At 65.2% G+C, this 26,044-nt stretch carries 15 protein-coding genes; 7 read left to right on the forward strand and 8 right to left on the reverse strand.

Features of this window, described 5'->3' with window-relative positions:
* The first annotated feature begins 603 nt into the window (after nucleotides 1-603).
* From miaA to ACOYYX_RS09995, 3 genes are all read left to right on the forward strand, one after another.
* The gene (miaA, locus tag ACOYYX_RS09985) at nucleotides 604-1,530 is read left to right on the forward strand and encodes a tRNA (adenosine(37)-N6)-dimethylallyltransferase MiaA (RefSeq protein WP_422929777.1); all 927 of its coding nucleotides are present in this window, start codon (nucleotides 604-606) and stop codon (nucleotides 1,528-1,530) included.
* A gap of 158 nt (nucleotides 1,531-1,688) precedes the next feature.
* Nucleotides 1,689-3,833, forward strand: a complete 2,145-nt coding sequence (locus tag ACOYYX_RS09990; RefSeq protein WP_422929778.1) for a hypothetical protein — start codon at nucleotides 1,689-1,691, stop codon at nucleotides 3,831-3,833.
* Nucleotides 3,834-4,065: 232 nt separating this feature from the next.
* The gene (locus tag ACOYYX_RS09995; RefSeq protein ID WP_422929779.1) at nucleotides 4,066-6,477 is read left to right on the forward strand and encodes a DUF255 domain-containing protein; all 2,412 of its coding nucleotides are present in this window, start codon (nucleotides 4,066-4,068) and stop codon (nucleotides 6,475-6,477) included.
* 20 nt (nucleotides 6,478-6,497) lie between these two features.
* On the opposite strand, the gene ACOYYX_RS10000 is transcribed toward ACOYYX_RS09995, so the two are convergent.
* The 4 genes from ACOYYX_RS10000 to ACOYYX_RS10015 form a co-directional block, all read right to left on the reverse strand.
* Nucleotides 6,498-7,037, reverse strand: coding sequence for a hypothetical protein (locus tag ACOYYX_RS10000; RefSeq protein ID WP_422929780.1), 540 nt, complete (start codon nucleotides 7,035-7,037; stop codon nucleotides 6,498-6,500).
* A 196-nt stretch (nucleotides 7,038-7,233) separates the two neighbouring features.
* Nucleotides 7,234-11,259, reverse strand: a complete 4,026-nt coding sequence (locus tag ACOYYX_RS10005) for an efflux RND transporter permease subunit (protein WP_422929781.1) — start codon at nucleotides 11,257-11,259, stop codon at nucleotides 7,234-7,236.
* 22 nt (nucleotides 11,260-11,281) lie between these two features.
* The gene (locus tag ACOYYX_RS10010) at nucleotides 11,282-13,129 is read right to left on the reverse strand and encodes an efflux RND transporter periplasmic adaptor subunit (protein ID WP_422929782.1); all 1,848 of its coding nucleotides are present in this window, start codon (nucleotides 13,127-13,129) and stop codon (nucleotides 11,282-11,284) included.
* A 255-nt stretch (nucleotides 13,130-13,384) separates the two neighbouring features.
* The gene (locus tag ACOYYX_RS10015) at nucleotides 13,385-13,867 is read right to left on the reverse strand and encodes a hypothetical protein (RefSeq protein ID WP_422929783.1); all 483 of its coding nucleotides are present in this window, start codon (nucleotides 13,865-13,867) and stop codon (nucleotides 13,385-13,387) included.
* Nucleotides 13,868-14,478: 611 nt separating this feature from the next.
* Here ACOYYX_RS10015 and ACOYYX_RS10020 point away from each other — a divergent pair.
* The 3 genes from ACOYYX_RS10020 to ACOYYX_RS10030 all read left to right on the forward strand — a co-directional run bounded on the left by ACOYYX_RS10020 (nucleotide 14,479) and on the right by ACOYYX_RS10030 (nucleotide 21,703).
* Nucleotides 14,479-15,429 (forward strand): LysR family transcriptional regulator, encoded by a 951-nt coding sequence (locus ACOYYX_RS10020; protein WP_422929784.1) that lies wholly within the window; start codon nucleotides 14,479-14,481, stop codon nucleotides 15,427-15,429.
* A 148-nt stretch (nucleotides 15,430-15,577) separates the two neighbouring features.
* Nucleotides 15,578-20,161 (forward strand): glutamate synthase large subunit, encoded by a 4,584-nt coding sequence (gltB, locus tag ACOYYX_RS10025; protein ID WP_422929785.1) that lies wholly within the window; start codon nucleotides 15,578-15,580, stop codon nucleotides 20,159-20,161.
* A 69-nt stretch (nucleotides 20,162-20,230) separates the two neighbouring features.
* Nucleotides 20,231-21,703, forward strand: a complete 1,473-nt coding sequence (locus ACOYYX_RS10030) for a glutamate synthase subunit beta (protein ID WP_422929786.1) — start codon at nucleotides 20,231-20,233, stop codon at nucleotides 21,701-21,703.
* 317 nt (nucleotides 21,704-22,020) lie between these two features.
* Here ACOYYX_RS10030 and ACOYYX_RS10035 read toward each other — a convergent pair whose 3' ends face one another.
* The 3 genes from ACOYYX_RS10035 to ACOYYX_RS10045 all read right to left on the reverse strand — a co-directional run bounded on the left by ACOYYX_RS10035 (nucleotide 22,021) and on the right by ACOYYX_RS10045 (nucleotide 24,126).
* Nucleotides 22,021-22,683 carry a flavoprotein gene (locus ACOYYX_RS10035; RefSeq protein ID WP_422929787.1) on the reverse strand — a complete coding sequence of 221 codons (663 nt, stop codon included), beginning with the start codon at nucleotides 22,681-22,683 and terminating at the stop codon, nucleotides 22,021-22,023.
* Between the two features lie 110 nt (nucleotides 22,684-22,793).
* Entirely contained in the window at nucleotides 22,794-23,033 is a 240-nt protein-coding gene (locus tag ACOYYX_RS10040; RefSeq protein WP_422929788.1) for a hypothetical protein, read from the reverse strand.
* Between the two features lie 265 nt (nucleotides 23,034-23,298).
* Nucleotides 23,299-24,126, reverse strand: coding sequence for a restriction endonuclease (locus ACOYYX_RS10045; RefSeq protein WP_422929789.1), 828 nt, complete (start codon nucleotides 24,124-24,126; stop codon nucleotides 23,299-23,301).
* A gap of 240 nt (nucleotides 24,127-24,366) precedes the next feature.
* Between ACOYYX_RS10045 and ispD the strand changes: the two genes are divergently transcribed.
* Nucleotides 24,367-25,149, forward strand: a complete 783-nt coding sequence (ispD, locus tag ACOYYX_RS10050) for a 2-C-methyl-D-erythritol 4-phosphate cytidylyltransferase (protein ID WP_422929790.1) — start codon at nucleotides 24,367-24,369, stop codon at nucleotides 25,147-25,149.
* Nucleotides 25,150-25,170: 21 nt separating this feature from the next.
* Here the strand turns inward: ispD and ACOYYX_RS10055 are convergent, their stop codons facing one another.
* Nucleotides 25,171-26,022: an amidohydrolase family protein gene (locus ACOYYX_RS10055; RefSeq protein ID WP_422929791.1), complete on the reverse strand. Its 852-nt coding sequence runs from the start codon at nucleotides 26,020-26,022 to the stop codon at nucleotides 25,171-25,173.
* Nucleotides 26,023-26,044 lie beyond the last annotated feature (22 nt).

Genomic DNA, 26,044 nt, shown 5'->3' on the forward strand with positions numbered 1-26,044 from the left:
TGAGATCCCAGGGTGGGGATGAGCGGCCCGGAGACACCATGTCCTCGGGCCTTGTCGAGTCAGCGAATCGAGAGATGTGAGGCATGGCAGAAGCAAAAGGCTTGCCAAACCCCCGGTCTTTTGCCCATTCGCCTTGGACGCGAACGGGCCACGAGCGACCTTCACGGCGACTCGCACATTTGGCTTCGTTGGGATGGAGGAGATACCGTCGTCACGCCCAGCGTGCGGGAGGTCGGTGTGACATCAGGGGAGGTTCATCTGTCGTGAAAGGCTCTTGGGACGTTTATCGGTTGGACTCACCCCACACGTTCGACTCTTTCGAGAGAGGGTCGCTTTTCTTCCCGGGGTGATCCTTGTCGAAACACGGCCGGAAACGCGACAATGCGTGAGATACTTTCAATTGCCTTATAGACGGTCCAAAGCCCGAGAGCAAGAGCAATCGGCGATCCCCGAAATCCGCCGAAGAAACCGCCGGGCGAGGCCACCTCGACGGCCCGCCTTCGAATCGATTCGGGATGGCGCCCAAGCCTCTGACCGGCCTCGTGATTCGTCCGTTCTTGCGATGGGATGCCCGTGTTGTCGACGACCGAGACGAGGGGTTTGTTGCACAGATCGGTCTACCTGACGGGGGCGACCGCCTCCGGGAAGACCGCAGTGGGTGTTGCCCTGGCACAACACCTCGACGCCGAGGTCATCGCGCTCGACTCGATGACCCTCTACCGAGGGATGGACATCGGCACGGCCAAGCCGACGCTCGACGAGCGTGAGGGCGTCCCGCATCATTTGATCGACGTCCTCGACCCCTGGCAGTCGGCAAGCGTCGCCGACTATCGGGGCTGGGCCCTCCAGACGGCCGCCGAGATCGAGGGGCGGGGAAAACGGATCCTCTTCGTGGGAGGGACCGCTCTCTATTTGAAGGCCTTGCTCCGCGGCCTTTTCGAAGGGCCGGCGGCAGACACTGCCCTGCGCCAGGAATTGGAGGCCGAGGCCGACCGTCGGGGCCCCGAGGCGCTCCACGCACGCCTCGAGACGCTCGACCCGCGCTCCGCCGCCCGTTTGCATCCCAATGACCGCAGGCGCCTGGTCCGCGCCCTCGAGGTGCTCGCCCTGACGGGCCGACGCCTCAGCGACCTCCAGACCGAGCACGAACAACCCGCCCCCGACGACGTCGCCGTCTTTGCGCTCCAGCGGCCCCGCCCGGAGATGCACGACCGGATCAACCGCCGCGTCGTCGCGATGTTCCGCGAAGGATTCGTAGAGGAGGTGCGACGGCTCCGGGAATCCGACCCGCCCATCAGCCCGGTCGCCGCGCAGGGAGTCGGTTACCTCGAGGTCCTCGAGCACCTCGAAACCGGCATCCCCCTGGAGAGAACGATCTCGCTCATCCAGGCGAGGACCCGTCAATTCGCCAAGCGTCAGGAGACTTGGTTCCGCGGCCTCTCTGAGGTAAAGCCCTGGCCCGTCGCGACATCGGAGCCCCCCGGAGTCACCGCCAGGGCACTCGCGGACCGGATCTCCTCGGGAAACTGACCTTCCTCGATGGGAAGAGTTCTGTTATTTACCGAGGAGATCTTTCGGCCGAGTTGAATTGAATGCGCAAAGTATTCGGCCGAGATTTGTGCCCGTCTGCTCCGACAGTCCGCATGCGGCATCGTTCGGGGCCGTTCCCAAGGAGGGGATCGATTCCCATGGGCCGTCGACTCATTTTTCTCGTCGCGATGGCCTCGGCCGTCGTCATCTGGGTTCGGCCCGCCCGACCGCAGTCCAACCCTGCGCTACCCCCTCTGCCGGAAACGGTCGGCTCGTCCGAAGGCGACGCGAGTGTCATGCTGCCGCCGGTCGAGCCCGCGCCTGCCGCGAGCCCGACCCAAACCACCCCGACGACGAAGCGGGCCGGGACGACTGCCGCCATATCCAAGACCAATCCAACGGCGTCGCCCCCCCAGGTTCGGCAGGCCAAGAAAGTCCCACCTCCCGTCCCCAAGACGGTCGAGGAGGCCAAGCCCGAGCCCACCGCCGGCGCACCGACACCCGGCGGCCCCATCGAAGAACCCGCCAAGCTCGGCGAGCCCGCGATTCCCGGTGATGAGAAAGGGATGGGGCTGCCTCCCGCAGACCTTTCGGCTCCCCCCGCACTTCCGGCCCCGGCTGCTGAGGACGCGAATGCGGCTCCGGGTGACGTCGCCAATACGCCCAAGCTCGACGAGGATGTGAAGCCGGCGCAGGCTCCTCCGGCCAACCCCGCGGCCCCGGCCGCGGGAGCTCCGGTCGTCCCTCCCCCCGAAGGTGGGAACCCGCTGCCGCCCGCCAAGGGGTCAACGGCCGGAGCCGCTCCGGGTTCGGCCGCGGCCGACGCCGAGCATTTCGTCCTGCCCGCCGACCGCCTCCTCAAAGGGAGGCAGTCCGTCGAGGTAAGCGTCGAGGTGGTCGGGCCGGAGACGATGAACCTGCATAAAGAGGGCAAGTTCAAGATTATCGTCAAGAACACGGGGAATGCCGACGCCATGGGCGTCATCGTCCGGGACGAGCTCCCCCCCTCGCTCGAACTCCTCTCGAGCCAGCCGAACCAGGAACCGTCTTCGGGTTCGTTGCTGGTCTGGAAGCTCGGTACCGTCCCGGCCAGGTCCGAACGCCTGATCACGCTCAACGTCAAGGCGATCCAGCCTGGCGAGTTGAATCACGCCGCCTCGATCACGCTGCTCGGCGGCAGCAAGGTACACACGATCATCCGCGAGCCTCGGCTCAAGGTCGAGCAGCGTGCAACGACCGGCAAGGTCGTGAAGGGCAAGCCCGTCGACTTCATCATCACGGTGTCGAACATCGGCGACGGCCCCGCTCGCAACGTGAACATCCGCGCCACCCTCAGCCCCGGACTGAAAGTGATGGCCGAGGATGGGCAGGACACGAACATCCTCGAATACGTCTTCAAAGAAGACCTGCCGGCAGGCCGCACGCTCGAACTCGACCCGATCGAGGCGGATACGACGATGGGAGGGGAGCAATCGTGCCAGGTGGTGGCCGATAGCCCCGACGTCGAGCCGAACGCGGATATCGCGAAGAGCGTCAAGACCGTGACCGTTATCGAGCCCAAGCTCAAGCTCAGGCTTGCCGGCGACACCAAGAAATTCACCGACACCCTGTCGAGCTATCAGCTTTCGCTCGAGAATCCCGGCACCGCCACCACGAAGAACGTCCAGGTGAGCGTCATCCTCAACAACAACGGCAAGCCGCAGTTGCCCATCCCGGCGGGGGGCAAGTGGGATCCGAGCTATCGACGTATCTCGTGGAACATCGCGCAGATCGAGCCGGGCGAATCCGAGAAGCTGACCCTCCCCTTCAATGTCATGATGGGCAGCCCGGGCACATTCCAGGTCACCGCGGAAGCGAAAGCCCAGCTCAATCTTTACGACAAGACGAACCTGACGACGACCATCGATGGCATCCCGCTCGTCGACCTCCAGGTCGATCAGGGGAAGACTCGCCTCATCGATGTGAAGGTCCCGATCTATTACAGGATCCGGATCCGCAACACGGGGACGAAGGAAGCCACCAACATCCTCGTGAAAGCCTTCCCCTCGGCCAACCTGAGGGTCCTCCAAACCCGGGGCACCGAACAGCAGGCCCAGTACAGCGCGAGCGAGAAAGTCCTGATCTGGCCCGTCATCCCACGCCTGGAGCCCGGCAAGGAGATGACTCTCGGGATCCAGCTGGAAGGCATCAAACCGGGGCAGGGGAGCTGCAAGGTCCACCTGACCCACGACAATGATGCCGAGAATCAGGTCGAGGACGCCGCCTTCACCAGGATCACGGGCACCGGCACGCTTCAGCGCTGAGACGTGCCCGATCAACTCGAGCCTTCGGAACCGGAGGGCGCACGCGTCGCCCTCCGGAACCCCGGCAAGTCCCACCCACGTCCCGGACGGGGTTCACGAACTTTGACGATCGCGGCGACCTTCGGGGGCGGCAGCCGGTTGGCTTCGAGAGCCTCGTGACGTAGAATCGGGCCTCACGGAAGGCCGACCTCGGCCAGCGTCTCCGAGGCAACCTGGGACGAAGGACGTCGCGATGCAACGGTGCCGCTCCTTGCCGATCTCCGCGGGCATTTGCTGGGGATTCGCGCTCGCGTTGACCCTCCAGGCGACGGTGGTCAAGGCCGAGCCCGACCCCAAGCCCACCACGAATCGCCTGGCGAAAGAGACGAGCCCGTACCTCCTCCTCCACGCCCACAACCCGGTTGACTGGTATCCCTGGGGCCCCGAGGCGTTCGCCAGGGCCAAGGCCGAGAAGAAGCCGATCTTCCTCTCCATCGGCTACAGCTCGTGCTACTGGTGCCACGTCATGGAGCGCGAGTGCTTCATGGATCCGTCGATCGCCGCCGCGCTCAATAACCACTTCGTCTGCATCAAGGTGGATCGCGAGGAGCGGCCCGACGTCGATCAGGTCTACATGGCCGCGCTCCAGGCCTTCTCCAGCGGCGGCTGGCCGATGTCGATGTTCCTTACCTCGGACGGCAAGCCCTTCTTCGGCGGGACCTACTTCCCCCCCAAGGATCGGGAAGGGATCCGAGGCTTCCCCACCATCCTCAAAGGGGTCGCCGAGGCCTGGCGCGACGACCGGGCCCAGGTCGAGGAGTCGGCCGATCGCCTCGCCAGGTTCGTGAAACTCTCGCTCTCAGGCATGGGCGTACAGAAGGCTCTGGCCCCCTCGCGACAATGGATCGCCGACGGGCGAGCCCAGCTCGTCGACCAATTCGACCCAGAGTACGGCGGCTTCGGCTTCAACGCCGAGAACGCCCGCCGTCCCAAGTTCCCCGAGCCGGTCAACCTCGTCTTCCTGCTCGACCAGCATCGGCGCGACAAGGCCCAGAGCAAGGAGACGTCCGACCCGAAGTCGGTGCCGCTGGCGATGGTCCTCAAGACGATGGACCACATGGCCCGCGGCGGCATCCGCGACCACCTCGCCGGGGGCTATCACCGCTACGCGACCAGCCGCTACTGGATCGTCCCCCACTTCGAGAAGATGCTCTACGACAACGCCCAGCTCGCATCGGCACATCTCCTCGCTTATGAGGCGACGAAGGACGTGCGATGGCGGAAGGAAGCCGAGTCCACCTTCGCCTTCGTCGCGAGGACGATGACGTCGCCCGAGGGGGGCTTCTACTCGGCCCTCGACGCCGAGACGAAGGGGGAAGAGGGCAAGTACTACGTCTGGACCCGCGAGGAGGTCGAGCAAGTCCTGGGCGCAGGGCCGGGGCTCGATGCCTTCATGCAAGTCTACGGGATGAAGCGCGAGCCCAACTTCGAGAAGGATCGCTACGTCTTGCTCGAGCCCCGCTCGCGCGAGGAGCAGGCGACGACCCTGAAGGACACCCCGCAAGGGCTCGAGACCCGGCTCGCCCCCATGAGAGCCAAGCTCCTGGCCGCGCGCGACCTCCGGCCCTCCCCGCTCCGCGACGACAAGATCCTGACCTCGTGGAACGGCCTCATGATCGCGGCCTATGCCGACGGCTTCCGCGTACTCAAGGACTCGAAATACCGCGAGGCGGCGGAGAAGGCGGCCGACTTCCTGCTCGCCAGGCTCCGGACCCCCGACGGCCGACTCCTCCGCACTTATCGCGCGGGCCAGGCCAAGCTCCCGGCCTATCTCGAAGACTACGCCTATCTCGCAGAGGGCCTCCTCCGGCTCCACGCCGCGACCGGCGACGAGAAGCGGCTCGCCCAGGCGAAGCAGCTCATCGATCGCATGATCGCCGACTTCGAGGACACGAAGCAGGGGGGCTTCTTCTTCACCGCGGCCGACCACGAGGAACTGCTTGCTCGTCCCAAGGATCCGGTCGACGGCGTCGTCCCCAGCGGCAACAGCGTCGCGATCCTCTGCCTCGTCCGCCTGGCCAAAGCCACCGGCGAAACCCGCTACCTCGACACCGCCGGCAGGACGCTAGGAGCCTTCGGCTCCCGGCTCTCGCAGTCCCCCGGCACCATCCCCATGATGCTCGTGGGCCTTGCCGAGTACCTCGACGCTCGTGATGCGAGCGGAATCAAGGAGCCCGCGAGCGATCCGAATGCAGTCGTCTCCGCGACCGGCTCGATCGCCCCGGCGGGAGAGGCCAAGCCCGGCGCCGAGTTCGTGGGGCAGCTCGCCATCAACATCAAGGCGGGTTGGCATATCTACGCGCACGACCCGGGCGTGGCGAACCTCAAGCCGACGAACGTGCGGCTCGCCCCCGACCAGGCCGCCACGCTCGTCCAGCTCGACTACCCCAGGGGGGAGTCGCGAGTCCTGGCCTCGAGTGGCGCGGAGAAGGTCACGCTCTACGAAGGGGCAACCAAGCTCCCCGTCCGCATCAAGCTCGACGAGAAGGCCACGAAAGTCCCCGCCCAGTTCGTCTTCCAGGTCGACTTCCAGGCCTGCAACGATCGAGCCTGCCTGGCCCCCGCCACCCTGACGGTGACGGTGCCGACCACAAAGGGGCAGTAAGCGCGTGAACCGCGCGAGGCTCAGGGCATCGCCATCCCCGAAGGACCGCCGAGGCTCGGGGGCATCCGGAACGGGTATCCGAAACCAGGGCCGGGCATCCCGCGTTGGGCCGTTCCCATCCTCGACGAGCCGCCTCCCATGCCCATGCCGAGCCCTCCCTCGTAGCCGAACGGGACGAACGACCGGGGCGCAGAGTTCGTCGACATGGCCGAGCCGGATCGCGACGCCGAGCCCATCCCCGATGAGAAGGAGCCCCCGCCAATCGGCGTGCTCGACATCAGGCTCCCGCCGATGTTCGACTCCGGCAGCCGTCGGGAGATGGGAGAGGTGGAGCCCCCCAGGCCCGAGCCCGGTCTCGAGCCGACGAACCCCAGGCCGTTGCCGTTGTAGGGGAGCGATGCTCCGCTCCCCGTGCTGTAATAGGAGCCGATCGTCGACGCCCCGTAACCGCCCAGCGACCGTCCGCCCCCCGACATCCCCATCTGAGCGTGGGACCGCGAGGGCGAGGACGCGAATGCGACGGCCAGCCCGAAGATCATCAGGATAAAACGTGTTCGCATTATCATAAACATCTTCCTCGCCGCAATGGAGATCGGCCCGCCGTCTCGCCCCTTCGGAACCCGTCGCGTCTGGTGGCTCTCGTGCGGGGCTCAATACGCAACGAAAGGCCAGCCGAGGCTTCGCCCGAAGGGGCGAGACGGCGCGTCGATCTCCTCCTGAATAAATCGCTGAGCGCCGATTCCCGTTCTTGACACCTCAAGAGGCCAGCGCCGCCTGCGAGGCCCTCCCGGCCGGGACATGCGGATTGGCCGCCTGGCCGCCCGGATGCAGCTTCCGCCAGCGACGCTTCTGGATCGCGAAAAAGAGCACGGGCAAGAATACGTCGATTACTTCGTCGGCGACGAGCAGGCCACCGAGCACGGGGGCGGCCATCGGCCGGATGACCTCGGATCCGACGCCGGTGGCCCAGAGCATCGGGGCGATCGAGATGATCGCCGCCCCTTCGGTCAGGAGCTTGGGTCTGAGCCGATGCACCGCGCCTTCGAGGATCGCCTGCCGCAACTCGGCGATCGAGCCGATCCCTTCCAACCCTCCACGCTCGTCGATGGCCTCGCGGAGATAGACGAGCATCACCACGCCCGTCTCCACCGCCATGCCGAAGCAGGCGATGTAGCCGACCTGCACGGCCACGCTGAACCGGAACCCGAACAACCACTGGAAGATCGCGCCCCCGGCGAGGGCCCCGACCACGCTCGTCATCATCAAGAAGGCATCCGTCCAACTCTTGTGCGTCAGGTAGAGGATCAGCATGATCGTCGCGAGAACGGCGGGGAAAACGATCCGCAAGGTCTTCTGCGCACGGACCTGGTGCTCGAACGTCCCCGACCATTCGAGGTACATCCCCGACGGCAGCTTCACCTTCTCCTGGACGACCCTCTGCGCTTCCTCGACGAACCCCACCTCGTCGCGTCCTCGCACGTTGAGCTGGATATACGCCCTCAGCAAACCATTCTCGCTCTTGATCATCGAGGGGCCCTCGACGACCTTGATCTCGGCCAACTCGGCAAGCGGGATCTGCACGGGCTTGTCGCCTCCACTCGGCGCCGAGGCCGGCGGCTGGTTCATCCCCATCGAGCCGCTGCCGCTCCCGCCCATGCCTTCGGGCGAGCCCATGCCCTGGCCGGTGACGAGGATACGCCTCAGCGAATCGATGTCGTCGCGGAAGGCGCGTGCATAGCGGACGCGGACAGGGTAGCGCTCGCGCCCCTCGACGGTCATCGTCAAGGGCCGGCCCCCCATGGCCACCTCGACGACGTCCTGGATGTCGCCGACCTTGATGCCGTAGCGAGCGGCCTTATCTCGCTGAATGTGGATTTCGACATAACCTTTGCCGGTGATCTGATCGGGGAAGACGTCGGCCGCGCCTCGGATCCCCCGCAAAATACCGGCGATCTCCTGGCTGACCCGCTGGATCTCGTCGAGGTTTGAGCCGAAGACCTTCACCGCGACGGGCAGGCGCACGCCGGTCGAGAGCATCTCGATCCGGTTCGCGATCGGCTGCGTAAAGCTGTTGCCCCAGCCCGGGACCTGGAGCGCCGTGCTCATTTCTTCCACGAGATCATTCTTGGATTTTTTCCAGAGCAGGAGGCTGTCGGAGAACGGCTTGTCGAGTGACGTCGCGAGTGAATCGAGCGCGTGGCGTCCAGGCGTATTGAGCTGCAACTTTCGCTCCTCGGCCAAGCGTGCGATCTCGTCGACAGCCGTCGCGTTGACGACGCTGACGGCCCGGTCGAACAACTCCCAGTTGAGGGTCTTCGTCCGATCCAGCATCCTGCGATCATGGGCCGATTCGACCTGATGGGCGATTCGCGTGAAGAGCGTCGGCTTGGAAAATCCCAGAACGTCCCTCGCGGCCTCCGTCACCTGCTCGGTCGGGGTCGGGGCCGGGTTCAGCAGGTCGGGCCGATCCTTCAGGACGCCGAGGGCGACCAGCTTGCGGGCCGACTCGCGGATCACTTCGCCTACGTCGTCGGGGAGGATGCTGATGGCGAATCGTTCGCCGTATCGCGGCAGGAATTCGATGATCAGGCCGATGCGCTCGTCCTGGGTCAACTTGCGGGCGATGGCGGAAGGGGAAACTCGGGCGAGCAGGGCGTCGATCGTCTCGCCTATGAGGAGCCGGCCCAGCTCGGGGCGGAACTCGTCGATGCGGGTACTCGCCAGGTCACGCAGGGTCTCGTCGATGCGAGAGGACACCGTCATCGCCACCTCGTTGACGAGCCCCGCACGCTCGTCGCTCGATTCGATGCGGCGGACGATGCCAGCCTTCTCCATCGCGTCGAGGGCCACCCGGGTCTGCGCCAGGGCGTCGTCGAAGTTGAGCTTGCGCTTGGACCAGAGCGAGCGATCGCGCAGGTTGATCATGGTCTCGACCATGTCGAGGGGAGCCGGGTCGGTCGGGGTCTCGGCGCGGCCGGACTTGCCCACGACCTGCCAGACTTCGGGGAATCCTCGTAGCACCTTGTCGCGCAACCGGAGGTCGTCGCCCGTCTGCGTCACGGAGGCCCGGGGCACGGTCGTCGGCATCTCCATCATGCTCTGCTCGTCGAGGTCTGGCATGAACTCGCGGCCGAGCCGGGTCGAGGCGACGTAGCCGAGCCCCACGATGATCGCGAAGAGCCAGCAGACCAGGGTCGTGCGATCCATCAGCCAGGAGAGCATCGGCTTGAAGATCTCGATCATGGTCCTGACGAGCCAGTTCTCTTCTTCCGACTTGATCCGCCCCTTGAGGAAGATCGGGATAAGGGCCGGGACGAGCGTGATCGAGAGCAGGGCGACCCCGATCAATGCAAACGTCTTGGTATAAGCGAGCGGATGGAAGAGTTTCCCCTCGCGACCGGTGAGCGCGAAGACGGGGAGGAACGAGAGGATCGTGATCAGCACGGAGAAGAAGATCGGCCGGCCCACCGTCCGGCAGGCGTGGATGACGATCTCGGTCGTATCCCCCGTGATCCGCCTGCCGCCGAAATGCCGTGTCAAATGGTGCGCGGCGTTCTCCCCCATCACGACCGCCTGGTCGATCAGAATGCCGACGCTGATCGAGATCCCCGCCAGGCTCATGATGTTGGACGAGATGCCGAAGAGGCTCATCATCAGGAAGCTGAAGAGGATCGCCATCGGCAGCGTCACGGCGACGACGAAGGCATTCCCCACGTGCCCCATCACGAGCAGGATGGCGATCGAGCAGACGATCAATTCTTCCTTGACGGTGCCGCTGACCGTCTCGAGCGCCTTGTTGATCAGCGGGGTCCGGTCATAGAAGGGGACGATCCGCACGCCTTGATCGCGCAAACCAGCTTGGAGAGCGGTGATCTTATCCTTGATCCGCTGGGTGACCGCGAGCGGGTTCTCGCCGTAGCGCATCAGGACGACGCCGCCGACGGCCTCCTTGCCGTCCTTCTCGAGGATGCTGCGCCGGAACCCCTGGCCGACCTGGACCACGCCCAGGTTCTTGACGAAGATCGGCGTGCCCGAGCGCTCAGTGACGACGATGTCCTCGATGTCGCGGAGGTTCTTGATCCAGCCGACGGAACGGATCAAGTATTCGGCATTGCCTTGATGGATCACGCGCCCGCCGACGGATGAGTTGGAGCGCGAAACCGCCGAATAAACGTCCCCCAATCCGATCCCGAAGGCACGGAGCTTATTCGGGTCGACGTCGATCTGATACTCGCGAGGCGCGCCGCCGACCGAGGCCACCTCGGCGACGCCGGGGACGCTGTTGAGCTGGTAGCGGACGTACCAATCCTGGAGCGAACGCAGGGCCCCGAGGTCCTTGCCCTCACCCTCGACCGTGTACCAGAAGATCTGCCCGAGCGCGGTGGCATCGGGCGCCATGTAGGGGGTCACCGAGGGGGGGAGGAAGGTCGTCGCGATGGCGAGCTTTTCCTGCACGCGCTGGCGGGCAAAATAGTAATCCGTATCATCGTTGAAGATGATCGTGATCATGGAAAAGTTGAACTCGCTCGACGAGCGCACGACCTTCACGCCGGCCAGCCCCTGGAGGTTGACCGAGAGGGGGTAGGTCACCTGGTCCTCGATCTCCTGGGGGCTCCGGCCCATCCAGTCGGTGAAGACAATGACCTGGTTCTCGGACAGATCCGGGATCGCGTCCACCGGCATCGTCATCAGGGCGCGGAACCCCGCCACCCCCAGCGCCAGCGACGCGAGGATGACGAGAAACCGGTTCCGGATCGACCACTCGATGATCCCTTCGATCATGGCTCCCTCGCCTCCTGCTGGATCAGTGGTGCGAGTGCGGCACGGCGCCGCCGGCGGTCCGACCCGAGGGAGGGGCCGAAGGCGTTGCGGGCGTCTCCAGCGGGGTGCTCATGCCCGAGCTCCGGCTCGGCGGATTGAGGCGGCTCTCGGCATCGACGAGGAAGGCCCCTTGCGCCACGACGCGCTCGCCCGGCGCGAGTCCTTCGAGGACCGGAAACCGATCCCCCGACCTCGGCCCCAGCACGACCTTGCGCCCTTCATAAATACCCGGCTCGGTCTCGATGTAGACCATCTTGAGCCGGCCCGTGTCGATGACCGCGAGTTCGGGGACGCTCAGGACGCCATCCGAAGGGGCCGGGGCCAGTCGCGCGAGGTAGCGTTTGGGGTCGGCTTTGAGCTTGGGAGGGCACGCGGCGCAGCAAGTCAGGATCGTGCGGCCCTCGATCGCGACGGCGATCGGATCCCCCATCGAGCCGAGCTTCGCCCCCGTCACCGGGCAGATCGTCTGCGCGGCGGAGGCCGCCATGTGGACCTCGGGCGTCGCGCTCCGGGCGACCTTGGTCAGGTACTTCGCGGCGTCGGTTTGGACCTTGGGAGGGCAGGCGTCGCAGCAGGTCCAGAACTTCTGCCCCTTCGCCTCGACGGGGATCGGTGCGCCCATCGAGCCGAGCGCGGCGTCTGTCACCGGGCAGACCTTCTGCTCCTCAACGCTATAGCTCGTCCTGTGGATCGAGGCCGGGGTCGTCGCCGGCTGCGAGGCGGCGATCTTCTCGCGGAAGATCGGGGTCTCCGACACCGGCGTCCGGAGAGTCACGGTGGCGAACATGCCCGGGTGGAGCTTCTGCTGCGGGTTCGCGAGGTCGAACCGGACCTCGATCGTGCGGGTATTCGTATCAAGATGCGGCTGGATGAACGCCACCTTGCCGACGAAGGTCTCGCCCGGATAGGCCTCGACGGTCGCCTCGATCGCCTGACCGAGCTTCACGAGCCCGATCTGATCTTCATAGACTTGCGCCTTGACCCAGACCTGCGAGAGGTCGGCGATCTCGAACATCGCCTGGCCTTCGGGGACGTACTGCCCTTCGACGATGTTCTTCTTGAGCACATGACCACTGATCGGCGAGATGATGGGAACCTTGTAGTCGCTCTTGCCGTCCTTGAGGATTGCGTCTACCTGGGCCTGCGTCATCCCCCAGAGCTTGAGCTTGTCGGCCGAGAGGCGCGTGAGCTCCATCGGGTCGACGGCCAGGGATCGACCCAGGGTGGACTGGAGCTTCGGGGCCTCCATCGCCGACTTCCGCGCCAGGAGGAGTTCCTGGATCGCCTGGAAGAGCTCGGGGCTGTACAGCTCGGCCAGGGTCTCCCCCTTCATGACGCCGACGCCCGTGAAGTTCACGTAGAGCTTCTCGACCCGCGACATCCCGCGGACTTTCGAGGCGATGTGCGCCTGCCGACGCTCGTCGAACTCGATGCTCCCCACCGTCGTCAGGGTCTCGGCCATCGGGCTGTACGAGACCTCGGTCGTCTCGATCCGCCCTTGCTGGATGCGGAACGGGGCGAGCTGGACCCTGGCGAGGACGCCGTCGGGCAACGTCGGCTTCTCCCCCTTCTTCCGCTTCGTCAAGGGCATGCCGCAGATGGGGCAGCTCCCCGGCTCGTCGCGGACGACGCTCGGGTGCATCGGACAGTAGAACTCGATGTGGCTGGCCGCAACCGTCTTCTCCTGGGGAGGCCGCTGCCACTTGTCGATCCGGTTCCAGATCGTGTCCCAGTACGCGAACGTGAGCGCGGTGATCGCCATGAGGGCGATGAACCGGAGCCGGAGCTCGACGACCTTGACCACGAGTCGGAACTTCTGCCAGCGTGTCATCTCGGGCTCGTTCGATATCGAGTCCCTGCGCACACCGACATCGGTCGTGCCGGGATGGCCGTTTGCGGACATGACGTAACCTCCCACCTCGGCCCTGCCGGAAAAGTCGGCGGCGGACCCTGACCAGTGCGATGGCTGTACGAAGGCGCGGGGGTGTTGTTAGGGATCGGCGAAGCGCGGGCTCGAGATCAAAGGCAAAGCGCGCACGTCGTCGAACTGGGGCGGCTTTGCCCCGTTCCAGGCGCGAAGGGGCCTTTATATGAGCAGGCGCGTGCTGCGGAGGTGGAGATTGGCCCCGGGCAGGCGTCGCCCGAGATCGTAGGCGCTAGCATTCGACCGGATCGATCGGGTCGGGGCAACCCCGAGGATGATCGACGAAGGATCATGGCCGGGGTCGTTCCGCTCGTCCTGGACCCGAGCCTTCGGGCGTTCAGTAGGAGCTGGCGGGGATGAGGAACGGCAAAGGCAATGCGTCCCGCCGGTCAGGATCGCGACTGGAGCCGCGCTCGCATTCGACGGAGTCAGTGTGGACTTGGCATCCGGCGTCGATGGGACAGAGCTGGTACAGCAACAGCTCGCAATGGGCGAGCTCGATCCGCAGCAACTCTGAACCTGAGAGGCCTCGGCCTCGCCGCAACCGGCGACGGCCTGCGTCCCCCCGCCCGAGGCAAACAGGATCGCACCGAACGCCGCGAGGGCGATCAGGCAGGATCGGATTTGCGAGGACGGGGGTTTCATGACCATCACACTCTTGAATATGAGTCGGAATTTCTTACCGATCCGATCTCAGACCATAGGCCCTTCTCTGATTGATTAACTATAGGCAGGAACTTTCCAACAGACAAGCGGATTCGATGCGGCCCGGCCTGGCGTCAATTCTCCGCTGCAAATCACCTCAGTCGTTGTCAAAATAGCTGACATCACTCACGACGGAAATCACTTCCAGTTCTTGAGATACACCCATGAGGCCTCCCGATCTCTCCGTCGCCAGCCATCGCGATCCGCTACTAGAGGCAACGCCCATAGTGCGCCACGAGATTTCGACCACGGTGAGGGCCCTCGAAGTCAAGGAACGACTCGATCCAGACATCGAGATTATCGATAAACGAACCCGATTGGCGGGAAATCACTCTGGAGTCATCGGGTCGTCCTGCCCGCAAAATCCCCCGAATGCTCGATTCTTTTCGCGAGCGGCAAGCACGCAAGCAGAGTGAGCACCGGTTCTTGCGAAATCCGACATTTTATCCGAATTTCTCTTGACGAGGTGGTCTTCCATACCCTTTAGTATTACAAATTCCAATATCACCCTGGTGCAGTATCGAGTATTGCCGAAAGGTCAGCGAGACGGCATGCAGTTGGAGTCCCTCAAAATCTTCTGTGACGTCGTCCGGTGGGCGAGCTTCTCGCGGGGTGCTGCGGAGAATGACATCTCCCAGTCGTCGGCGAGCCAGGCCGTCCATCAGCTCGAGGTACGGCTCGGGGTGAAGTTGATCGACCGTTCCAAGCGGCCGCTGGTGCTCACGCCGCACGGGAAGGTCTATTATGAAGGTTGCAAGGAGCTGGTCGGCCGGTACTTCGAGATCGAGAACCGGGTCAAGTCGCTCGAGAACGATCGCAACGTGGTGGGTACGGTGCGGGTGGCCTCGATCTATTCGGTCGGGCTGCACCACATGACCCAGTACGTGCGGACGTTCGCCTCGCTCTATCCGGGGGCCGACGTCCAGCTCGAATATCTGCACCCGACGCGGGTGATCGAAAGCGTCAGTGAAGGGGGCGCCGACCTCGGCCTGATCTCCTATCCGCGCAAGTGGCCGGAGCTTTCCGTGACCCCCTGGCGCGAGGAGGAGATGATCCTGGCGGTGCACCCGTCGCACCGCTTCGCGGGCCTCAGCAGCGTCCCCGTCAGCAAGCTCGACGGCGAGACCTTCGTGAGCTTCGACCCGGACCTGTCGATCCGTCGTGCGATCGATCGGTTCCTCAGGCAGCACGAGGTGCAGGTGCGCGTCACGCTCGAGTTCGACAACATCGAGAACATCAAGCGTGCCGTCGAAATCCCGGCCGGCGCGGCGATCCTGCCCGCGCCCACGGTCGTGCGTGAAGTCGAAGCCGGGATGCTCGTCGCCGTGCGGATCGAGGGGCAGGACCCCACGCCCCGCCTGACCAGGCCATTGGCCATCGTGCGAAGGCGGAGCCATCAACTGGGCGTGACGGCGTCGCGGTTCTTGAAACTGCTGACGTCGGACGAGGCCGCAGCGGCCTCGACGGCCGGCTCCAATGGCCACGCTCACGCTAAATCTTGATTCTGAACGGTTTCGGCCTGATCCCTTAGCGAGGACCCGGCCTCCCACTGGCGGCCGAGGTAACGGGGATCTTGCAAGGCCCTCGTGCCCGCCCGAATCCCTTGTCCGTGATGCTCGTACCCACGGGAAAGCCGTGAGGGGTAAGTTGATGATGAGTCCAGGACTTCCCAAAGCACAGGGCCTCTACGATCCTCAATTCGAGCACGATAGCTGCGGCGTCGGTTTCGTCGTGGATCTCAAAGGGCGGAAATCGCATCGGTTGGTCCACGACGGCCTCACGGCCCTGAGGAACCTGAACCATCGCGGAGCATGCGGCTGCGAGGATAATACGGGCGACGGCGCGGGCATCCTCATCCAGATTCCGCACGAGTTCATGGCCGCCCGCTGCAAGGACGAGCTCGGCATCGACCTCCCCGCCTTCGAGCAGTACGGCGTGGGCGCCCTCTTCGCCTCCCCCGACGCCGAGCAGCAGGCCTACGGCAAGGCGATCTTCGAGAAGATCGTCGCCGAGGAAGGGCTGGAATTCCTCGGCTGGCGCAAGCTGAAGACGGACAACTCGCTCCTCGGCAACGGCGCCAAGTCGGTCGAGCCGGCCATGTACCACGCATACGTCGGCCGCGGCAAGGCCCTCGCCGGCGCGGACGCCGACCGCTTCGAGCGCAAGCTGTTCGTGCTCCACAAGGTCTTCGAGACCCGGATCGAGCAGTCGGGCCTCGACGACCACAAGTTCTTCTACTTCTCGAGCCTCTCTTGCCGCACGGTGGTCTACAAGGGGATGCTCACCCCAGACCAGCTCGGCGAGTATTTCGCCGACGACCTCGGCGACTCCAGGCTCACCAGCGCCATCTGCCTCTTCCACTCGCGGTTCAGCACGAACACGTTCCCGAGCTGGGAGCTGGCCCACCCCTACCGCATGATCTCGCACAACGGCGAGATCAACACGCTCCGCGGCAACATCAACTGGATGCGTGCCCGCGAGGCCCTCTTCGCCTCGGGCCTGTACGAGGAAGGGGACGTCGCCAAGCTCCTGCCGATCATCCGCGAGGGCTTGAGCGACACCGCCTGCCTCGACAACGCGGTCGAGCTCCTCGTCCGCTCCGGCTACAGCCTGCCGCACGCGATGATGATGCTCATCCCGGAGGCCTGGGAAAATCATGAGACCATGTCCCAGGTCAAGAAGGACTTTTATGCTTATCATAGCTGCCTGATGGAGCCCTGGGACGGCCCCGCGTCCATCGGCTTCACCGACGGCCGGAATATCGGCGCCGTGCTCGACCGCAACGGCCTGCGGCCCAGCCGCTATGTCGTCACCAAGCAAGGGCTGGTGATCATGGCCTCCGAGGTCGGGGCGCTCGACATCGCCCCCGAGGACGTGCTCTACAAGGGCCGCCTCGAGCCCGGCAAGATGTTCCTCGTGAACCTCGAGGAAGGCCGGATCGTCGACGATGAGGAGTTGAAACACGCGATCGCCTCGGCCAAGCCCTACGGCAAGTGGCTCCGCGAGTACATGGTGCCCCTCGCCGAGGTGCCCCCCGCGCCCCACGTCCCGGGCCCCGACCATGACACCTTGCTGCACCGTCAGCTCGCCTTCGGCTACACGCTGGAAGACCTCAAGTACATCCTCGCGCCGATGGGGAGCAACGGGGAAGAGGCCCTCGGCTCGATGGGGACGGATACCCCCTTGGCCGTGCTCTCCGAGCGGCCCCAGCCCCTCTTCGGCTACTTCAAGCAGCTCTTCGCCCAGGTGACGAACCCGCCGCTCGACGCGATCCGCGAAGAGCTGGTGACGTCCGTCCTCACCGGGGCCGGCGGCGAGGAGAACCTCCTCGAGCCCAAGCCCGAGAGCTGCCGCCAGATCGCCCTCGACATCCCGGTGCTCGACAACGACGACCTCGCCAAGCTCAAGCAGCTCGACGGCTGGCGCGGGTTCAAGTCGGCCACCTTGCAGACGATCTTCCCCGCCTCCGAGGGCGCGGCCGGGCTCGAGAAGGCCCTTGAGCGGATCTTCGAGGAGGCCAGCGCGGCCATCGACGACGGGGCGAACCTGCTGATCCTCTCCGACAGGGGCGTCGACGCCGACAACGCGCCGATCCCGTCGCTCCTCGCCTGCGCCGGGCTGCACCACCACCTCGTGCGTAAGGGGCAGCGGACCCGCGCCGGGCTGGTGATCGAGTGCGGCGACGCCCGCGAGATCCACCACTTCGCCTTGCTGCTCGGATATGGCGCCGGGTCGATCAACCCGTACGTCGCGTTCGAGACGCTCGACGACATGATCAACCAGGGCCTCATCAAGGGGGACATCGACCACGCCGAGGCCGTCTATCGCTATCGCAAGGCGATCAAGAAGGGCGTCGTCAAGGTGATGTCCAAGATGGGGATCAGCACGATCCAGAGCTACCGAGGCGCCCAGATCTTCGAGGCCATCGGCCTCAACCAGGGCTTCGTCGACCGCTACTTCGACAAGACCGCGACGCGGATCGAAGGGATCGGCCTCGAGGAGATCGCCCACGAGACGCTGGTCCACCACCGACGCGCGTACAACAAGCGCGAGGTGGGCCCGGTCCTGCTCGAAGAGGGCGGGCAGTACCAGTGGCGCCGCGACGGTGAGTTCCACCTGTTCAACCCCGAGACGGTCTTCCGGCTCCAGCACGCCACCAAATCGGGCCGCTACGAGATCTTCAAGAAGTACACGAACCTGATCGACGAGCAGAACGAGCGGCTCTGCACGCTCCGAGGCCTGTTCACGTTCAAGTTCGACGATTGCAAGTCGATCCCCATCGAAGAGGTGGAGTCGATCGAGTCGATCGTGAAGCGGTTCGCCACCGGGGCCATGTCGTATGGCTCGATCAGCGGCGAGTCTCACGAGACCCTCGCGATCGCGATGAACCGGCTCGGCGGCAAGAGCAACACCGGGGAAGGCGGGGAAGACCCGGCCCGGTTCAAGCCCCTGCCGAACGGGGATAGCAAGCGGAGCGCGATCAAGCAGGTGGCCTCGGGCCGCTTCGGCGTCACCAGCGAATACCTGGTCAACGCCGACGAGATCCAGATCAAGATGGCGCAGGGGGCCAAGCCCGGCGAAGGGGGCCAGTTGCCCGGCCACAAGGTCTGGCCGTGGGTCGCCAAGGTCCGGCACTCGACCCCGGGCGTGGGCCTCATCAGCCCGCCGCCGCACCACGACATCTACTCGATCGAGGACCTCGCGCAGTTGATCCACGACCTCAAGAACTCGAACCCGAGGGCGCGGATCAGCGTCAAGCTCGTCTCCGAGGTCGGCGTGGGCACGGTCGCCGCGGGCGTCGCCAAGGCGCACAGCGACGTGGTGCTCATCAGCGGCTTCGACGGCGGCACCGGGGCCAGCCCCTTGACGTCGCTCAAACACGCGGGCATCCCCTGGGAGCTCGGCCTGGCCGAGACCCAGCAGACCCTCGTCCTGAACCGGCTCCGCGACCGCATCGTCGTCCAGGCCGACGGCCAGATGAAGACCGGCCGCGACGTGGTCATCGCCGCCCTGCTCGGCGCCGAGGAATACGGCTTCGCCACCGCGCCGCTGGTGGTGATGGGCTGCATCATGATGCGGGTCTGCCACCTCGACACCTGCCCGGTCGGAATCGCCACGCAGAACCCGAAGCTCCGCGAAAAGTTCGCGGGGCGTGCCGAGCACGTCGTCAACTTCTTCCGGTTCATCGCCCAGGAAGTCCGCGAGCTGATGGCCCAGCTCGGCTTCCGGACGATCGACGAGATGGTCGGGCGCAGCGACCTGCTGGATATGAACAAGGCTATCGGGCATTACAAGTCCCAGGGCCTTGATTTCAGCAAGATCTTCTATCGCCCCGACGTCGGCCCCGATGTCGCCGTCCGCCGGATCATCGAGCAGGATCACGGGCTCGACAAGGCGCTCGACCAGCAGCTCCTGGTCCTGGCCGCCCCCGCGCTCGAGCGTGGCGAGCCGGTCGAGATCAACCTGCCGATCCAGAACGTCAACCGGACCGTCGGCACGATCCTCGGCAGCGAGGTCACCCGGAAGTACGGCGGGGCGGGCCTGCCCGACGACACCATCAAGATCAAGTTCAACGGCTCGGCCGGCCAGAGCCTCGGCGCCTTCGTCCCGAAGGGGATGACGATCACGCTCGAAGGGGACGCCAACGACTACGTCGGCAAGGGGCTATCCGGCGGCAAAATCATCGTCTACCCGCCGAAGGTGGCGACGTTCGTCCCCGAGGATAACGTCATCATCGGCAACGTCGCGCTCTATGGCGCCACGGGGGGGCGGGCCTTCTTCCGGGGCCGTGCGGGCGAACGCTTCTCGGTCCGGAACAGCGGCGCCCTCGCCGTCGTCGAGGGGACCGGCGACCACGGCTGCGAGTACATGACCGGCGGCGTCGCGGTCGTCATCGGCCAGACCGGCCGGAACTTCGCGGCGGGCATGAGCGGCGGCTCGGCCTTCATCTTCGATGAGGCGGGCGACTTCCCCCAACGCTGCAACCTGGAGATGGTCGACCTCGAGCCGCTCCGCGAGCCCGAGGACCTCGACCTCGTCCGCGACCTCCTGATCCAGCACGCCGGCTACACGGGCAGCACCGTCGCCGCCCGCATCCTCGGCGACTGGGACTGGGCCGTCACCAAGTTCGTCAAGGTCATGCCGGTCGACTACCGCCGCGTCCTCGCCGAGCAGAAGAAGCTGGCCGAGGCCAAGAGTCACGAGGCCACGATGGAAGAGCCCATCTCTCGATGATAAACCGGTCGTCAAAAGTTATTTGTGAACATTCCAGGTTGCTGAGCGAGAGCCAGGTGGAGGTGAGAGGTGGGTAAGCCGACCGGCTTCATGGAGATTCCCCGCGAGACGCCAACCCGGCGGCCGATCCCGGAGCGAGTCAACGACTATCTCGAGGTCTACAACCCGTTCCCCGAGGACAAGCTCCGGGCCCAGGGGGCCCGTTGCATGGACTGCGGCATCCCGTTCTGCCATCAGGGGTGCCCGCTCGGCAACCTGATCCCGGACTGGAACGACCTCGTCTATCGCGATCAGTGGCGTACGGCGCTCGAGCGCCTGCACGCGACCAACAACTTCCCCGAGTTCACCGGCAAGCTCTGCCCGGCGCCCTGCGAGGCGTCGTGCGTGCTCGGGATCAACAGCGACCCGGTCACGATCAAGCAGGTCGAGGCCAGCATCATCGACAAGGCCTGGGAAGAAGGCTGGGTCACCCCCGAGCCTCCCAAGATGCTGACGGGCAAGACGGTCGCCGTCGTCGGCTCCGGCCCCGCCGGCCTCGCCGTCGCCCAGCAGCTCGCCAGGGCCGGGCATTCGGTGACCGTCTTCGAGCGAGATGACCGTATCGGGGGGCTCCTCCGCTACGGCATCCCCGACTTCAAGATGGAGAAGCGACACCTCGACCGACGCCTCCAGCAGATGGAGGCCGAGGGGGTCGTCTTCCGCGCCGGCGTGAATATCGGCAAGGACATCAGCGCCGAGCAACTCCTCAAGGACTTCGACGCGATCTGCCTCTGCGGCGGGGCGACCCAGGCCCGCGACCTCCCGATCCCCGGGCGTGAGCTGGCCGGCGTCCACTTCGCGATGGAGCTCCTGCCGCTTCAGAACAAGCGCGTGGCCGGCGATACCATCGCCGACGACGCCTTCATCTCGGCCAAGGGGAAGGATGTCATCATCATCGGCGGCGGCGACACGGGCGCCGACTGCCTGGGGACGGTCCTCCGCCACGGCTGCAAGAGCGTGCATCAGTTCGAGATCGTGCCCAGGCCGCCCGACGCCCGCGCCGAGCACAACCCCTGGCCGCAATGGTCGAACGTCTTCCGCGTCTCCTCCGCCCACGAAGAAGGCGGCGGACGCGAATATGCCATCAACACTCGCTGCTTCCACGGCGAGGACGGGCGAGTGACGGCCCTCGAGACCGTCCGCGTCGAGCTGAAGTTCGAGGAAGGCCGATCCAAGTTCGTCGAGATCCCGGGCACCGAGAAGGTCTATCCGGCCGACCTCGTCCTGCTCGCAATGGGTTTCGTCGGCCCCGAACGCAAGGGCATGCTCGAGCAGTTCGGCGTCGAGCTCGACCGCATGGGGAACGTCAAGGCCGACCCCGACAAGCGGACGAGCGTCGCCAAGGTCTTCACCGCGGGCGACATGACCCGAGGTCAGAGCCTGATCGTATGGGCGATCGCCGAAGGCCGCCACGCGGCCTACTCGATCGACGAGTACCTCATGGGCTCGTCCGACCTCCCGCGCCCGCTCGAGTACGGCAACCACATGCGTCCCTTCGCCTGAGCCAGGCGGCCCTCAGCCTGCGAATTTCGAGGCCCAATGGGACACCCCCATCGGGCCTCTTTCATTTCGAATGCTTTCGGTTCGGGCACGCCCTGACTTCCAAGAGGGCAGGGGGCCGACGACGCACGCTGGCGAATTGTCTCGCTCCGAGACGGCAACCGACGGGCCCACGGATCGACGCCAATAACATCCGCACAGGGCCGTCTCAAATCGCGACGCCACGCGCCTCAAACTGAGAAAAGCGGACTCGGCTTTGACTCATTTCGATTTGAGTAAATGTCGACACTCTCGGTCGCGACGCCGTCGTTTGGCCTCGCTCAGGCCCGTTGGTCCGACCAGGAGCGCACGGTCTCGGCGATGACCGCGACCTCGGCCATGGCGCCGATGCCTATGTCGCCGCAGGCCAGCCGCTTGGACTGGGGCGGGACGAGCACGATCCGGGGCGCATGACACGCATAGACCTCGGCAGCCTGGTCCAGGCTCCAGGTTTGAGGCTGCCGGCCGTCGCCGCGGTCCTCGAGGATCTGGCGCAAGTGACGCTGCGTCACCGGGCTCTGCCACATGAGCGTATTCATGGCAGGGGCCAGGATCAGGGGCTTCTCGAAGTCCCAGGCGCGGAAGATACAGGTCAGGAAGTTATCGGAGAGGCCGACCGCGAATTTCGCCAGGGTGTTGGCGTCGAGGGGGGCGACGATGAAGAGGTCTGCCCAGTTGCGGAAGGTGATGTGCAGGACGGGGTCGTCGCGGCGGTAGAGCGAGCCGGACCATTCGTCGGAGTCGCGGAAAAGGGGCCCGCCGTCGGGGTCGGTCGGCTCGCGAGGGAGGTCGGCCGGATCGAAGAAATGGAGCGCGGGCTCGGTCGCCACCACGCGCACGCTGTGTCCGGCCTGGCGTAAGAGTTCGTAAAGCAGTGGCGTCTTGAGGGCGGCCACGGAGCCCGTCACTCCCAGGATGATTCGCAAGCTCGAGTTGGTCGGCATTCTCGGGAACGACTTGCGAGTTCGCCTCGGGTGGCATCCATCGACATCGACCGCTCGATCATTGATCCGTCAATGAGAGGTTGGGTTAGAAGGCACGATAGCCGCCAAAATTAGCGACGATCGGCGGAGAGGGGCTCGACGGCTTCGTTGACGGCCTGAGCCAGGCTGTTCCAGAGTCGGCGACGGAGCTGTTGCGTCTCGCGCCGGGTGAGAAGGAGTCGCTCGTTCGCCCGTTGCGTCAGGGCGGTGACGACGGCCTTCATGTCGATTTGGACCATGCCCGCTAAGTCCTCGAACTCCTGGGGCAAGTCGAGGGATAAATAGGGGGACTCTTGCTTGCAGGTAGCCATCAAACACCCTCCTTGGCTGAGGGAAACCCTCAAGGTTGCGGGGTCCTCCTTGGCTGGGCCAAGGCTAAACCCGGCGTGTACCCTCAGTCAAGTCAATTCCGAGTTGCTCCGCAGAGATACCATCGCGGAGGGAGTCGAGAGCAGCATCGGCTCCCGCTTATCTGGCAATGCAACTGATGCGCCAATTCTACTGCCTACGAACAATCATGTGACACAATGCCAAGCCTGCGTGATTGTCAATTCATCGATCGCAAGCTCAGACACGTCAGAACCACGCGGGTTCGGGCTCTCGATGGGCCCCCGGGCCGATCGCGTCCTGGACGAGCTCGACGAGGCGAGGGCCGTCCACAAGCTCGATCGGGTGCGAGGCCACGAACTTCTCCGCAGCAAGGGAGAAGGTCCGGGTGGTCACGAAATAGCCTTTGTGGCTCTTCGTGTGGTGGATCGTGCCCAGGAACTTCTGGAGCTCGGGGGAACCCACGACGCCTCGGCTGTGATACTTGCACTGGACGACCGCACGGACGCCGTCGCGAGAGAGACGGAGGTCGGCCCCTTCGTCGCCGGTGCCGCCGACCTGCTCGACCTCGTAGCCGAGCGCCTCGAAGACCTCGGCCACGAATTCCTCGAAGCCTTCGGGGGTCAGCGTCGAGAGTTGGGCGAGCTTCAGGTCGGCGCGTTTCGCCTGGCGCCTGAGGGTCTCGCTCCGCTCCCTCGACTCGTGGATCCCGTCGCGGATGGCGCCGAGTTCCCGCTCGACCCGCGTGCGTTCGTCCCCATCGAGCCGGGCCGCGTAGCGCTCGATCTTGTAGAGGGTATTCTTGATGGTGTTGTCGAGCCGGGCCCGCTCGGCTCGGGTCAATTGATTCTGATATCGGCGAAAGACCGAGTATTCCAGGTGCTCGAAGGCCCCGGCCAGTTCCCCCGCAGAGCGGATCATCGCCGCGTCATCCTGGTAGGCGGCGCTGGTCCAGAGCAGGCCCTGCTTGCTCGTCGCCGTCGAGGGATTCGCGATCGCCGCGGTGTTCGTCGTGGCGACGCCCCCCGCACGCTCCTTGAACCATTCGAGCAGCATGGACGCGCACCGAGGTCCCATACACTCCATCGTTGCTGCGCTCCTCACTCCAATCGGACCGCCCCTCTGGCGGCGGCCGCACCAACTGAACTTCTGACTCTCAGCATGGTCGGCCTCGAGGGTCGCGGCAAGTAAAATCCCTAGGCGGGGTCCGATTCAACCGGACGCATCCGGCGTTGACTTCGACTCGCATCCGACTCCACAATCAGGACCTTAAATTCTAGAAGTCGTGCGACAATACGGTTCGCAAGGAGCCGCCCGATGGGCCAATTTGCAGTCATATTGCCCGCCGCCGGGCGTTCGACGCGGTTCGGCGACCCTAAGCAGAAAAAGATCTTCGCCGAGCTCGAAGGACGCGCCGTCTGGCTCCGGGCGATCGAGCCGTTCGTCAACCGGGACGACGTGTCCCAGACGATCGTGGTGATCGCCCCCGAGGATCGCGAACTCTTCGAGCGACGATTCCGCCCTAGCGTCGCGTTCATGAATATCAAGGTGATCGACGGCGGCGAGGAACGCTCGGATTCCATCGCCAGGGCACTCGAGGTCGTCGACCCCGAGTGCGAGTACATCGCCGTGCATGACGCCGCGCGTCCCTGCCTCACCACAGAGCAGGTCGACGCCGTCTTCGCGGCGGCCAAGGAGCACGGCGCGGCCCTGCTGGCGATCCCCGTGGCCGACACCATCAAGCGGGTGGACGCCGACCAGTTCACGACCGAGACGGTCTCGAGGAAAGACCTGTACCTGGCCCAGACGCCCCAGGTCTTCCGCCGCGATCTGCTGCTGAAAGCCTACGCGAACCGAGAGGCCCTCGGGGCTGCCGTCACCGACGACACTCAACTCGTCGAGGCGCTGGGGCACCCTTGCGCCGTCGTGGAGGGGTCGTCGATGAACCTCAAGATCACGACGAGCAACGATCTCCGCCTGGCGGGGGCGGTGCTCCAGGCCTTGCCCAAGACGAAGCGAGAGGCCGCCTCCCACCCATTCGCCGACGAGCAGGCGATGTGGGGCGACCTCCCCAAGCCGAAGCCGCACGAACTCTTCTGAGCGAGAGCGTGAGGCCTCGCCTCACTTCTTCGCAAAGAGCAGCCGATCGGCCGTGCGATGGAGCAGCCATTCCTTGTCTTCCGGGGTCAGGAAGTCGAGGTGCTTGCGGATCAGGTCGAGGCTCTGCCCGTACTTGTCGGTGACGACCTGGAACGGGCAGTCGCTCTCCCACATGCACCGATCCGCCCCGTAGGCCTGCAAGACCTGGCGGATCAAAGGACCGAGGTCAGTATAGGGGGGGGTCTTCTTGCCCAGTGCGTAGTAGGCCCCGACCTTGATGGAGAGCTTAGGGTGCTTCGCCAGTGCGCAGAGAGCCTGGACATCAGCCGGGGCGATCTTGCCGTCGACGCCGATCCGACCGAGGTGGTCGATGATGACCGGCGTCTTCGGGAACCGCGTGCACATGCGGTCGACCTCGGCGAACGAGTCGGGGCCGATCAGGCAGCTCAGGACCTGCCCCGTCTCCGCGGCCGCCGCGAACATGGCCTCGTAGCCCCTGGGCTCCAGCCACTTCGCCGGCGGTTGTTTGCTGTAATTCGGCGCGATCCGGAAGGCCCGAACCCCCTTCGGCAGGAGTCCCCGCATCGCCTCGTCGGGATGTGCCGCGAGCGGGTCGACGATGGCCGTGCCGACAAATCGGTCGGGATAGAGCTTGATCATGTCGAGCATGTACGAATTATCGAATTCGTAGTAGCTCATCTGGATCAGGTTGACCCGCCCGACGCCCTCGGGCCGGCAGATGGCGAGCAGTTCCTCCGCCGTGAACGACGGGGGCTGCATGTCGGCCACCGTGAACCCCGAAGCCAGGGGGTAGTGGGCGACGTCGGGCGTCCAGATGTGGGAGTGGGCGTCGATGTAGGGTTCGAGGGCCACGGGCGTGCCTCGCTCGGGTCTA

Origin of the sequence: Singulisphaera chitinilytica (genome assembly GCF_049331405.1) — a bacterium.
Lineage (GTDB): Bacteria > Planctomycetota > Planctomycetia > Isosphaerales > Isosphaeraceae > PoT.

Excerpts from the sequence above, each read along its gene's own strand:
- ACOYYX_RS09990 (WP_422929778.1), top strand. The coding sequence starts at position 1,689 with ATGGGCCGTCGACTCATTTTTCTCGTCGCGATGGCCTCGGCCGTCGTC.
- ACOYYX_RS09995 (WP_422929779.1), top strand. The coding sequence starts at position 4,066 with ATGCAACGGTGCCGCTCCTTGCCGATCTCCGCGGGCATTTGCTGGGGA.
- ACOYYX_RS10000 (WP_422929780.1), bottom strand. The coding sequence starts at position 7,037 with ATGCGAACACGTTTTATCCTGATGATCTTCGGGCTGGCCGTCGCATTC.
- ACOYYX_RS10005 (WP_422929781.1), bottom strand. The coding sequence starts at position 11,259 with ATGATCGAAGGGATCATCGAGTGGTCGATCCGGAACCGGTTTCTCGTC.
- ACOYYX_RS10010 (WP_422929782.1), bottom strand. The coding sequence starts at position 13,129 with ATGACACGCTGGCAGAAGTTCCGACTCGTGGTCAAGGTCGTCGAGCTC.
- ACOYYX_RS10015 (WP_422929783.1), bottom strand. The coding sequence starts at position 13,867 with ATGAAACCCCCGTCCTCGCAAATCCGATCCTGCCTGATCGCCCTCGCG.
- ACOYYX_RS10020 (WP_422929784.1), top strand. The coding sequence starts at position 14,479 with ATGCAGTTGGAGTCCCTCAAAATCTTCTGTGACGTCGTCCGGTGGGCG.
- gltB (WP_422929785.1), top strand. The coding sequence starts at position 15,578 with ATGATGAGTCCAGGACTTCCCAAAGCACAGGGCCTCTACGATCCTCAA.
- ACOYYX_RS10035 (WP_422929787.1), bottom strand. The coding sequence starts at position 22,683 with ATGCCGACCAACTCGAGCTTGCGAATCATCCTGGGAGTGACGGGCTCC.
- ACOYYX_RS10040 (WP_422929788.1), bottom strand. The coding sequence starts at position 23,033 with ATGGCTACCTGCAAGCAAGAGTCCCCCTATTTATCCCTCGACTTGCCC.
- ACOYYX_RS10045 (WP_422929789.1), bottom strand. The coding sequence starts at position 24,126 with ATGGGACCTCGGTGCGCGTCCATGCTGCTCGAATGGTTCAAGGAGCGT.
- ispD (WP_422929790.1), top strand. The coding sequence starts at position 24,367 with ATGGGCCAATTTGCAGTCATATTGCCCGCCGCCGGGCGTTCGACGCGG.